This window comes from Bacterioplanoides pacificum (assembly GCF_042648445.1).
Taxonomy (GTDB): domain Bacteria; phylum Pseudomonadota; class Gammaproteobacteria; order Pseudomonadales; family Oceanobacteraceae; genus Bacterioplanoides; species Bacterioplanoides pacificum.
On sequence record NZ_JBHRYB010000014.1, the window covers coordinates 1 to 11,203 of the forward strand.

The window sequence follows — 11,203 nt, forward strand, 5'->3', positions numbered from 1 at the left end:
GGGGACGGGGTCCCCTCCTACAACTGCGCTTGTCGGTGTATGAGTTGAACGGTGGGAGAGGACCTCTTCCGCGATAACTGAAAAATCGTTTGTTCGGGGACAGTGTCTCCTCCTACAGCTGCGTTTGTCGGTGTATGAGCTAAACGGTGGGAGCGGACCTCGTCCGCGATAATTGAAAATCGTTTGTTCGGGGACAGGGTCCCCTCCTACAACTGCGTTTGTCGGTGTATGAGCTAAACGGTGGGAGCGGACCTTTGTCCGCGATAATTGAAAAATCGTTTGTTCGGGGACAGGGTCCCCTCCTACAACTGCGTTTGGCGGTGTATGAGCTAAACGGTGGGAGAGAACCTCGTCCGCGATAATTGAAAAATCGTTTGATCGGGGACGGGGTCCCCTCCTACAACTGCGCTTGTCGGTGTATGAGTTGAACGGTGGGAGAGGACCTCTTCCGCGATAACTGAAAAATCGTTTGTTCGGGGACAGTGTCTCCTCCTACAGCTGCGTTTGGCGGTGTATGAGCTAAACGGTGGGAGAGAACCTCGTCCGCGATAATTGAAAAATCGTTTATTTGGGGACAGGGTCCCCTCCTACAGCTGCGTTTGGCAGTGTATGAGCTAAACGGTGGGAGCGGACCTTGTCCGCGATAATTGAAAAATCGTTTGATCGGGGACAGGGTCCCCTCCTACATCTGCGTTTGGCGGTGTATGAGCTAAACGGTGGGAGCGGATCTTGTCCGCGATAACTGAAAAATCGTTTGTTCGGGGACAGGGTCCCCTCCTACCGCTGCGTTTGGCAGTGTATGAGCTAAACGGTGGGAGCGGACCTTGTCCGCGATAATTGAAAAATCGTTTGTTCGGGGCAGGGCCCCCTCCTACAGCTGCGTTTGGCAGTGTATGAGCTAAACGGTGGGAGCGGACCTCGTCCGCGATAATTGAAAATCGTTTGTTCGGGGACAGGGTCCCCTCCTACAGCTGCGTTTGGCGGTGTATGAGCTAAATGGTGGGAGCGGACCTTGTCCGCGATAACTGAAAAATCGTTTGTTCGGGGCAGGGCCCCCCTCCTGCGGTATTGGTGAAAGTCGGATGGATAAAGAAGCACCACAACAACAAAGCGAAAACGTTGAGGCAGCCAGTAAGGGCGGTAGCCTGCTGAGATCCTCTTCCATTGTCAGTGTCATGACGCTGCTCAGCCGTGTGCTCGGTCTGGTGCGCGATGTGATGGTCGCTCAGTACTTTGGCGCCCGTGCTGACGCCTTCTTTGTCGCCTTTAAGATTCCCAACTTCTTCCGTCGTTTGTTTGCTGAAGGTGCGTTTTCCGTCGCCTTTGTGCCGGTGTTAAGTGAATACAAAACCCAGCGCAGTCTGGTTGAGGTTAAGCTGCTGATCGCCCGGGTGTCGGGTGTATTGGGGCTGGCGTTGCTGGCAATCACTGCGCTGGCCTTGTTAGGGGCGGATTATCTGCCCTGGGTGTTTGCCCCGGGGTTTCGCGACGACCCGCAAAAATTTGCCCTGACCGCTGAGCTGTTGCGTATCACCTTTCCTTATCTGGCCTTTATTTCCCTCACGGCATTCGCCAGCAGTGTGCTGAATGCTTATGGCCGTTTTGCTGTGCCGGCGTTTACTCCGGTGCTGCTGAACCTCTGTCTGATTTTTTCTGTGGTGGTGATGACAGACTGGTTTGTCGAGCCACTGTTTGCTCTGGCCTGGGGGGTCTTTATGGCGGGTGCTGTGCAGCTGTTATTTCAGCTGCCGTTTGTTGCACGCCTGGGATTGTTGGTGCGGCCGCAATATCAGCCAAAAGATGAGGGGGTACGCCGTATCGGTAAGCTGATGATTCCGGCGTTATTCGGTGTGTCGGTGAGTCAGATCAACCTGCTGCTGGACACCTTGCTGGCATCGTTTCTGGAAAGTGGCAGTGTCAGCTGGTTGTATTATTCCGATCGCCTGAACAACCTGCCGCTGGGTATTTTTGCCATTGCTATTGGTGTGGTGATTTTGCCGGCGTTATCGAATAAACATGCAGCGCAGCAGGGGGAGGGCTTTGCCCGAACGCTGGACTGGGCCATTCGTATGGTGTTTCTGCTGGCGCTGCCGGCGGCACTGGCGCTGGTGACCTTGGCGACGCCGTTGATGGCGACCATTTTTTACCATGGTGAAATCACTGCGTACGATGTCGGTAAAATGACGCTCAGCCTGCAGGCGTATGGTTCTGGTTTGCTGGCCTTTATGATGATCAAAGTGCTGGCGCCGGGCTATTATGCCCGCCAGGACACCAGAACCCCGGTCAAAATTGGTATTCAGGCGATGGTGGTGAATATGTTGCTGAACCTGGCGCTGGTGTTTCCGCTGCAGCACGTTGGTCTGGCGCTGGCGACCTCGTTATCGGCCTATTTTAATGCCTTTATGTTGTATCGCGGCTTGCGCCAGCAGGGGGTTTATACGGCCCAGCCGGGCTGGTTATCGTTTGCATTGAAAGCACTGGTTGCGAATGCCGCGCTGTTTACGCTGATGTTCTGGCTGATGGGGGATGTACAGCAGTGGCTCGAATGGAGCACGCTGCAGCGCAGCAGCTGGATGGCGCTGATTGTGGCGGCCGGTGTACTGGTGTATTTCGTGATTCTGATTGCCGCAGGTCTGCGTCCGCGTCATTTGAAGGGTCAGCTTTTCTGATATGAGGAAAAGCTGACTGCTTTCCTGGCTGTTGACCAAAATCTGACCGCAAAATGACTGTCACCCGGGCGACGGGTTGGCTATAATCCGGCCTTTTCGTTTTTTCGCGGGTTTTGCTTTGATGCGTGTTTTACGCGGACTACATACCATTCCAGCTGATTTTCCCGGGTGCGTGGCCACCATCGGGAACTTTGATGGTGTGCACCTCGGGCATCAGGCCATCCTTAAATCACTCAGGAAGGCGGCTGCGCAGCAAACGGTACCGACGCTGGTGATGATGTTTGAGCCCCAGCCGAAAGAGTTTTTTGCCCCGGATGTGGCACCGCCACGGCTGGCTAATCTGCGTGAGAAGTTCCAGGATCTGGCGTCATACGGGGTGGATTATGTGTTGTGCCTGCCGTTTAACCAGGCCCTGCGTTCTATGCCAGCCGCTGAGTTTATCCAGCAGATCCTGGTGGATGGCCTGAAAGTCCGCCACCTGATTGTCGGCGATGATTTCCGTTTTGGCTGCGATCGCAGCGGCGATTATCAGTTGCTGCAGCAGGCGGGGGAAGCCGCGGGTTTTCTGGTACAGGATACGCCAACACTGGAACTGGATGGTGAACGGGTCAGCAGTACCCGGGTGCGCAGTGAGCTGGCCAGCAATAATCTCAGCCGCGTCGGGCGTTTATTAGGACGCAACTACTGCATGAGTGGCCGGGTGGCTTTTGGCCGTCAGTTAGGGCGCACGCTCGATACTCCGACAGCCAACGTCATGATCAAGCGCGCTAAGTTACCTCTGTCCGGTGTGTACGCTGTGCGTGTTTATCTGGATGATCAATCTTCTGCCCGTGCAGGCAATGAATATTTTGCTGTCGCCAATGTTGGTATTAAACCGACGGTTGCCGGCCAGCCGGAGCCATCGCTGGAAGTTCACCTGTTTGGTTTTAAGGGGGATTTGTATTATCAGCACCTGACGGTTGAGTTCCTGCACAAAATCCGTGAGGAGCAGAAGTTTGACGGCCTGGATGCCTTACAAAACGCCATTGAGCGGGATAAACAGGCGGCGAAACAATATTTTGCCGCAATGCCAAATTCATTTCGTAGCATTTGATGCTTTTATCATTAAAAAGTAACTGCCGAACGAAGCTAAAGTAACCGAAGCTGTCGCCAATGATGGCGCAATCAATAAGTGACCCTGCTATGAACGACAAAGTGGAAAGCCAATACAAGTCGACTCTTAACCTGCCGGATACGGATTTTCCGATGCGCGGCAACCTGGCAAAACGCGAGCCTGAGCTGCTGGCGCGCTGGGAGCAGATCGGCCTGTACCAGAAAATTCGTGAAGCCCGTGCCGGCCGTGATCCGTTTATTCTGCACGATGGCCCGCCGTACGCGAATGGCAAGATCCATATTGGTCATGCAGTCAATAAGGTGCTGAAAGATATTATTGTTAAGTCGCAGACACTGGGTGGTAAAGATGCGCCCTATATTCCTGGCTGGGACTGTCATGGCTTGCCGATCGAATTAAAAGTGGAAGAAAAGGTCGGCAAAGTTGGCGCCATTAATGCGGAAGGGCAAGTGGTCAGCGCCAGTGAATTCCGTAAGCATTGCCGTGAATACGCTGCCGAACAGGTGGATGGCCAACGCCAGGATTTCAAGCGTCTGATGGTTTTGGGCGATTGGGAAAATCCTTATCTGACCATGGACTTCAAGTTTGAAGCCAACATCATCCGTACGCTGGGCAGCATCATCGATAAGGGTCATCTGCATAAAGGCTTTAAACCGGTTAACTGGTGCAGCGACTGTGGTTCTGCGCTGGCGGAAGCTGAGGTGGAATATCAGGATAAAAAATCCATCGCCATCGACGTTAAATTTACCTTCCCCGACAGCGCTGCCGTCCTGGCGGCATTTGCGGCGGATGCAGGCCACGCTGACAAGCCAGTGAGCATTGTGATCTGGACCACCACGCCGTGGACCCTGCCAGCTAATGAAGCGGTTTCCGTGCATCCAACGCTCGATTACTCGTTGGTGTTACTTAAAGAGCAGAACGAAATATTGCTGTTAGCGGCCGATCTGGTGAACGACGCCATGCAACGTTATGGCATTGAAACCTATGAGGTACTGGCAACTGCTAAGGGTGCTGCTTTTGGCCAGTTGCCTGAGCAACAGGAGGCGCCGTTCCGCGTCAGCCATCCGTTTATGCCGGCTGGCGACGCTGCTGCAACTAAGCAGGTGCCTGTTATCACCGGTGATCACGTTACCGCTGATTCCGGTACCGGTGCGGTACACACCGCTCCGATGCACGGCGTTGACGATTACAACGTCTCGAATACCTTTGGCATCAGCTCCGAGCAGATGCTGGTGGATAATCAGGGTAACTTTATTGCTAACCCTGCGTTACAAGCGCTGGAACTGACCGGCCTGAGCACCCGTGATAAAGGTAATTTCCGGGTGTTGGGAATTCTGGCAGAAAAAGGTGCATTGCTGAAAAAAGCCAACATCACTCACAGCTACCCGCATTGCTGGCGTCACAAGTCACCGATTATTTTCCGTGCCACGCCACAGTGGTTTATCAGTATGAAGCAGGCCGGATTGCTGGAACAGGCGATGCACGAAGTGGATAACACCATTGAATGGCGTCCGGGGTGGGGTAAAGCACGTATCGAAGGCATGATGAGCGATCGGCCTGATTGGTGTATTTCCCGCCAGCGTACCTGGGGCGTGCCAATTGCGTTATTTGTGCATAAAGAAACCAGTGCGCTGCATCCGGATTCTGCGGCCCTGATCGAAAAAGTGGCCCTCAAGGTTGAAGAAAAAGGCATTGATGCCTGGTTTGAACTTCAGGCTGAAGAGCTATTGGGGGCTGACGCGGCTGATTACGTTAAAGTTAACGATACGCTGGATGTTTGGTTCGACTCCGGTGTGACTCACACTGCGGTATGTAAAGAGCGCGCTGAATTGCAATTCCCGGCCGATTTATACCTCGAAGGTTCGGATCAGCATCGTGGTTGGTTCCAGAGCTCATTGCTAACGTCAGTCGCTGCACATGGTCAGGCACCTTATAAAACTGTGCTGACCCACGGTTTTACCGTTGATGCCAATGGCCGCAAGATGTCCAAATCGCTGGGTAACACGGTTGAGCCACAGGAAGTGATGAACAAACTGGGTGGCGACATTCTGCGTTGGTGGGTTGCCGATACCGATTACAGTGGTGAAATGACGGTGTCGGATGAAATTCTGAAACGTAACGCCGATGCTTATCGCCGAGTGCGTAATACCTGTCGTTTCCTGCTGGCCAATATTAATGGTTTTAATGCCGCTACTGATATGGTCGATGGTAAAGACCTGTTGCCACTGGACGCCTGGATCGTTAGCTACACCCGTGAGCTGCAGCAGAAAGTGGTTGGTTATTACCAGGATTACGATTTTAAAACCCTGACTAAGACCCTGATGAATTTCTGTGTGACAGAGCTGGGTGCGTTTTACCTCGACGTGATCAAAGACCGTCAGTACACCTGTAAGGCCGACAGCTTACCTCGTCGCAGTGCCCAAACAGCCTTGTTCCATGTACTGGAAGCGATGGCGCGCTGGATTGCACCGGTATTGTCGTTTACCGCAGAAGAAATCTGGGAATGCCTGGCGGCGGCAGGCTCTGAGCGTGAAGAGTCTGTCATGTTGAGCGAGTGGTACACCGGCTTCCCGGAAACGGTCAGCGGCGAGTTCGATGACGCTTTCTGGAAAGATATTCTGGCAGCGAAAGCGGCCGTTAACGGTGTGTTGGAAAAGGCACGCGCAGATAAAACCATTGGCGCCAGCCTGAGCGCTGAAGTCGAGCTGTTTGCCAGTGACAATCTCAAGGCGCAGCTGGATAAACTGGGCAATGAGTTACGTTTCGTGTTGATTACTTCCGGTGCGTCGGTTGCCGGCTTTGATGCGAACGCGGGCGAAGCAACCGAACTGGAAGGTTTACGGGTTGCGGTTGTTGCTTCAGATAAAGCCAAGTGTGAACGTTGCTGGCACCACAGTGATGATGTTGGCCAAAACGAACAACATCCGACTCTGTGTGGTCGTTGTGTTGAAAATGTAGAAGGTAGCGGCGAAGTTCGCCACTACGCCTGACAACCGGCTGCAAGGTGCTTTCATTAGCACGTTGCAGCAGCTTGTAAAACGATTAGAGATAAATGATGACACAACAACGTTCTGCATTAATCTGGTTATGGCTGGCGCTGGCGGTATTTGTACTGGATATCGCGACCAAGCAGATCGCCGAAGCTTTGCTGAGCTACGGCAAGCCGGTATATCTGCTGCCTGTACTGGATTTTACTTTGCTGTACAACCGCGGTGCGGCGTTTAGTTTCCTGGCCAACGAAAGTGGCTGGCAGCGCTGGTTTTTCACCGCCATTTCGCTTGGTGTCAGTGCGGTTCTGGTTGTCTGGCTGAAAAAACTACCGCGTACTCAGGTCTGGCTACCGGTGGCGCTAACCCTGATTCTGGGTGGTGCGCTGGGAAATTTATTTGACCGTCTGGTTTATGGTCATGTGATTGATTTTATTTCTGTGCATTGGCAACAATCGTATTTTCCGGCATTTAATCTGGCCGACTCGGCTATTACTGTTGGTGCTATTATGATGGCCATCGATGTTGTATTAGAAGGTAAGCGGGAAGCTCAGCAGAAAGCTTCCTGAGATTTAAATTCAGAGAAGTGCATCATCGGTGTTTGTCAAAGCAGCAACAGGATGTTGCGTAAGGATCGTCGGCACATGGATGTGCCGTCCGATCCGGCGGCTGAAAAATACCGTTGGTGTACGAATCGATATTTCTTGAGCAGTAACTCCGCTGCTAATACTCAAAGGTACTAAAAATTATGTCTGTAGCGATTATTCAGCAAGGCAGCCAAATCACCATGCACTTCGCGCTGAAGCTGGCGGAAGATCAGGTTGTGGACTCCACCTTTGAGCGTGAGCCGGCTTCATTTGTATTGGGTGATGGCAATTTATTGCCCGGCTTTGAAGAGTATTTGCTGGGTTTAACCACGGGTGATAAAAAATTATTCGAAGTGCCGCCGGAAAAAGCGTTCGGCCAGCCTAATCCACAAAACCAGCAGGAAATGAAACGCAAAGATTTTCCGGTTGATATGCCAGTCGCGCCGGGATTGATGGTTTCCTTCGCTGATGCACAGGGCCAGGAGTTGCCAGGAGTCATTGATAAAGTGGAAGGTGATTGGGTCACCGTGGATTTTAATCATCCATTAGCGGGTAAAACGCTGATCTTCGAAGTGCAGATTCTGGAGGTTCGGCCGGAGGTGAAAGATGCAGATTAAACTCGCGAATCCACGCGGTTTTTGTGCTGGCGTCGATCGCGCTATCGACATTGTTAACCGCGCGCTCGATCTGTTTGAACCACCGATTTATGTACGTCATGAAGTGGTGCATAACAAGTTTGTGGTAAACGGCTTACGTGAGCGTGGTGCCATTTTTGTCGACGAGCTGGATGAAGTGCCGGATAACTGCATTGTTATTTTTTCTGCCCACGGTGTATCTCAGGCGGTACGAAAAAACGCAGAAGATCGTGGTTTAAAAGTCTTTGATGCGACTTGTCCATTGGTAACCAAAGTACATCTTGAAGTCAGTCGCTATAGCGCCGATGGCAGTGAGTGCATTCTGATTGGCCATAAAGGTCACCCGGAAGTTGAAGGCACTATGGGTCAGTACGATTATTCCAATGGCGGCAATATTTATCTGGTTGAAGACGAGGCTGATGTTGCTGCACTCCAGGTAAATAACCCTGAAAAGCTCTACTTTGTTACACAAACGACATTATCGATGGATGATACCGCCGTGGTGATTGATGCACTGCGCAATAAATTTGAACATATCGAAGGGCCGCGTAAAGATGATATCTGTTACGCCACTCAGAATCGTCAGGATGCGGTTAAACAGCTGGCTGCTGATTGTGATTTATTAATGGTGGTTGGCTCACCGAACAGCTCTAACTCCAATCGCCTGCGTGAACTGGGAGAGCGTATGGGGGCGAAAGCTTACCTGATCGATAATGCGGATGAAATTCAGCCGGACTGGCTGACAAATGTTAAAGCGGTGGGTATTACTGCCGGTGCATCCGCGCCGGAAGTGTTAGTCAAAGAAGTGGTAAATAAACTGGTTGAACTGGGCGGAGAGCAACCGCAGGAACTCCAGGGGCAGGAAGAAAATGTGGTGTTTTCTCTGCCCAAGGAATTGAGGCTGGTTGAAGCGGATTAAAGATCGTGTTCTTCGGTTCCGACTTTTCGAACCTGCTTGCCAGCAGTGTTAAAAATCAGGTCACCGTCTTTAGTTTGGCTGTCTTGTGCGGTGGCTTTTAATTGCACACACTGGGTGTATTCCATTCCTGTGCACTTTTCGACAGAAATTTTATAGTGCTCTTTCGGTGTGGTATAGCTGCTGCTTGCCATGCCCAGTTTGGTAAGGCTGTCAGCATAAGTCATATTCTCGGCGTAGTATCGTTCCTGAGCATTCATAATCGCCTGGATACTTTCCAGGCCATCGGTGCGGTCTGCTCGCATGGTGTAGTTACGGTAAGAAGGGACTGCGTACGAGAATAGGATTGCGATGATGGCCAATGTGACCATCAGTTCAAGGATAGTAATGCCTTTACTGTTCATGGGGATGTCCATTACATTTTTTTCGTATTTGGGAACCAGATAGTACCATTTTGTACATAGCGGGCTATTGTGTCGTCATAATCTGCGGGGACTGAGTCCAGCAGGCCGTAAGCTCTGCTTTCCTGGCTGAGTGTATTATTTTCGGAAAACTCTCTGGCTAACAGAGCGATACGCACCGCAGTAACCGAATTCCAGTCAGCAACCCGGTTGGCCGAAATAAAATTCACCATATTGCCAGTACCACTGCCATCACTGACACCAACTAAAATCTGCATGCTCTCGATACCGTTAGCTATGGTTTGAGCACTACCTTGTTTGATACCCGCTTCATCGTATGTCACACAGCGAAACTGGTAGTCGTTCGTTGGATCGGTGTCGCCGGTATTCAGACTGACCCAATAAACATCGATCACTTGCTTCATGTCATCAGTGATTGTTGTGTCCAGTTTCTCACCACCACAGGTTCGTAAATCCCTTTCCGCCGCAGAATCACCACCCGTAGTACGTATAATAGCCAACCGGTCTCCGCCATTAGTATTGTTGGTGGCATCAAATGTACAGTGCGCATTATTAGCGGGAGGAACATCTGTTGAAGTACACAATGCTGCCATCGGAGCCATTGATGCGGTAGATTTATAGTTGCTGTTATAACCCGCAATCGATATCTCACCATCCAGCCAGTCCATTACCAGGCGTCCGGTTTCCTGAGCCTGGGACAAACCCTCGGCAGTGGAGGTGGTGCGCGAACTGGTTATCATAATATTCATTATGAAATACGAAATAATCAGGCTCAGTGCCGCAGCTAACATTAACTCAATGAGTGACATGCCAGACTGGCGTGTTATTTTCATAGTTGTACCTGCCTTGTCAGTGTCACAGAGCGGTTGCTGCTGCTTTCATCAATGATGAATTGTGTATTGCCATTGCCATCGGTACCAGAGGTCCTTGCGTCCCAGGTTAATGAGATCGTTGCCTGGTTATTAATGGCGGAGGTGGTGACAGACAGTTTTGGGTTACTGATAAAGTCGGCGTAAGATTGTCTGATTTTTACCGTTTTTCCATTAACCGAAATAGTTTCACTGTGGGGACAAGCAACATCCCATAGATCAAAAGCGGCTATCTGGGCCGACGTACAGGCTGCAGAACTTGTTTTGCTTCCGCCTGAGTAGTAATCGGCACAACGGGTCGGTGGTGAACTGGGGCAGCTGTATACACCGCTAGTATCGTAGTTCTGCCAGGAGGTGCTGTTTGCATTGATGCGGTTGGCAAGGTCTTCCAGCATCCAGACTGCCTGGGAACGATTACCAGAATCCTGATTTGCTCTGTTAGACTGCAGTTGTAAGGCGCTGATACCAAGTAGCCCGGTTGTCGTGATTGCCAGCGTTACCATTACTTCGATCAGCGTAATACCTTGGTTTTTTAAGGACATTTGGCTTCTCCGGTTAACAGAATCTGTCCAATGCGATTAATCATCAGTGTGCGCTGCCTGAGCCCGGTACATTCCGGAACTTTAATCGTAATGCTTACTTCAGCGCTGGTTCTGCCATTAGGGTCAAAAACCAGCGGTTTACTGCTGTCCAGATCAGTGCTGGAAACTGCACCGGTTGGAATATCCAGTTTTCGTTCGCGAATGATATTGTCGTCGTTATCTTTTATTTGCCAGCCGTTCTGCCAGTCATTAAGCGGAACAAAGTTAATTATGACCCCTGCCGTAGATGCCCGGCCACGGGCATAACGTAAATCATTTTCCAGATCCCGGTGTATTCTATCTGCCAGCCCATTGGCTGGCATACTGCTGAGTGTTGGCATTACCGCTACAAAAAGTATGGCAGCGATAACAATAACAATCATGGTTTCAATCAGGGTAAACCCTTTGTTTACTGCAGCTGGCATA

10 protein-coding genes are annotated in these 11,203 nt (G+C 51.2%); 6 read left to right on the top strand and 4 right to left on the bottom strand.

Annotated features, from left to right (window positions below; translation table 11 throughout):
* Positions 1–1,082 precede the first annotated feature (1,082 nt).
* The 6 genes from murJ (at position 1,083) to ispH (ending at position 8,908) form a co-directional block, all read left to right on the top strand.
* Positions 1,083–2,669 (top strand): murein biosynthesis integral membrane protein MurJ, encoded by a 1,587-nt coding sequence (gene murJ / locus ACFOMG_RS14050; RefSeq protein WP_376867505.1) that lies wholly within the window; start codon positions 1,083–1,085, stop codon positions 2,667–2,669.
* A gap of 121 nt (positions 2,670–2,790) precedes the next feature.
* Positions 2,791–3,762 (top strand): bifunctional riboflavin kinase/FAD synthetase, encoded by a 972-nt coding sequence (ribF, locus tag ACFOMG_RS14055; protein ID WP_376867507.1) that lies wholly within the window; start codon positions 2,791–2,793, stop codon positions 3,760–3,762.
* Positions 3,763–3,851: 89 nt separating this feature from the next.
* A complete protein-coding gene (ileS, locus tag ACFOMG_RS14060; protein WP_376867509.1) occupies positions 3,852–6,770 on the top strand; it encodes an isoleucine--tRNA ligase in 2,919 nt (972 codons plus the stop codon).
* 62 nt (positions 6,771–6,832) lie between these two features.
* The gene (gene lspA, locus ACFOMG_RS14065) at positions 6,833–7,336 is read left to right on the top strand and encodes a signal peptidase II (protein WP_376867510.1); all 504 of its coding nucleotides are present in this window, start codon (positions 6,833–6,835) and stop codon (positions 7,334–7,336) included.
* Between the two features lie 179 nt (positions 7,337–7,515).
* Positions 7,516–7,971 carry an FKBP-type peptidyl-prolyl cis-trans isomerase gene (gene fkpB, locus ACFOMG_RS14070; RefSeq protein ID WP_376867511.1) on the top strand — a complete coding sequence of 152 codons (456 nt, stop codon included), beginning with the start codon at positions 7,516–7,518 and terminating at the stop codon, positions 7,969–7,971.
* The gene (gene ispH, locus ACFOMG_RS14075) at positions 7,961–8,908 is read left to right on the top strand and encodes a 4-hydroxy-3-methylbut-2-enyl diphosphate reductase (RefSeq protein WP_376867512.1); all 948 of its coding nucleotides are present in this window, start codon (positions 7,961–7,963) and stop codon (positions 8,906–8,908) included. The genes fkpB and ispH overlap by 11 nt, the downstream gene beginning before the upstream one ends.
* Here the strand turns inward: ispH and ACFOMG_RS14080 are convergent.
* Genes ACFOMG_RS14080 through ACFOMG_RS14095 form a run of 4 tightly spaced genes read right to left on the bottom strand, consistent with a single transcriptional unit; the run spans position 8,905 to position 11,202 of the window.
* Positions 8,905–9,309, bottom strand: coding sequence for a type IV pilin protein (locus ACFOMG_RS14080; protein WP_376867514.1), 405 nt, complete (start codon positions 9,307–9,309; stop codon positions 8,905–8,907). The genes ispH and ACFOMG_RS14080 overlap by 4 nt on opposite strands.
* A gap of 11 nt (positions 9,310–9,320) precedes the next feature.
* On the bottom strand, positions 9,321–10,160 hold the full coding sequence (locus tag ACFOMG_RS14085) for a PilW family protein (protein ID WP_376867516.1): 840 nt from the start codon (positions 10,158–10,160) through the stop codon (positions 9,321–9,323).
* Complete coding sequence (locus ACFOMG_RS14090; RefSeq protein WP_376867517.1) at positions 10,157–10,738, bottom strand: type IV pilus modification PilV family protein; 582 nt, start codon at positions 10,736–10,738, stop codon at positions 10,157–10,159. Before ACFOMG_RS14090 ends, ACFOMG_RS14085 begins: the two co-directional genes overlap by 4 nt.
* The gene (locus tag ACFOMG_RS14095; RefSeq protein WP_376867518.1) at positions 10,729–11,202 is read right to left on the bottom strand and encodes a GspH/FimT family pseudopilin; all 474 of its coding nucleotides are present in this window, start codon (positions 11,200–11,202) and stop codon (positions 10,729–10,731) included. The genes ACFOMG_RS14090 and ACFOMG_RS14095 overlap by 10 nt, the downstream gene beginning before the upstream one ends.
* Position 11,203: the final 1 nt, after the last annotated feature.

Coding starts and splice junctions, on each gene's coding strand:
- murJ (WP_376867505.1), top strand. CDS start 1,083: ATGGATAAAGAAGCACCACAACAACAAAGCGAAAACGTTGAGGCAGCC.
- ribF (WP_376867507.1), top strand. CDS start 2,791: ATGCGTGTTTTACGCGGACTACATACCATTCCAGCTGATTTTCCCGGG.
- ileS (WP_376867509.1), top strand. CDS start 3,852: ATGAACGACAAAGTGGAAAGCCAATACAAGTCGACTCTTAACCTGCCG.
- lspA (WP_376867510.1), top strand. CDS start 6,833: ATGATGACACAACAACGTTCTGCATTAATCTGGTTATGGCTGGCGCTG.
- fkpB (WP_376867511.1), top strand. CDS start 7,516: ATGTCTGTAGCGATTATTCAGCAAGGCAGCCAAATCACCATGCACTTC.
- ispH (WP_376867512.1), top strand. CDS start 7,961: ATGCAGATTAAACTCGCGAATCCACGCGGTTTTTGTGCTGGCGTCGAT.
- ACFOMG_RS14080 (WP_376867514.1), bottom strand. CDS start 9,309: ATGAACAGTAAAGGCATTACTATCCTTGAACTGATGGTCACATTGGCC.
- ACFOMG_RS14085 (WP_376867516.1), bottom strand. CDS start 10,160: ATGAAAATAACACGCCAGTCTGGCATGTCACTCATTGAGTTAATGTTA.
- ACFOMG_RS14090 (WP_376867517.1), bottom strand. CDS start 10,738: ATGTCCTTAAAAAACCAAGGTATTACGCTGATCGAAGTAATGGTAACG.
- ACFOMG_RS14095 (WP_376867518.1), bottom strand. CDS start 11,202: ATGCCAGCTGCAGTAAACAAAGGGTTTACCCTGATTGAAACCATGATT.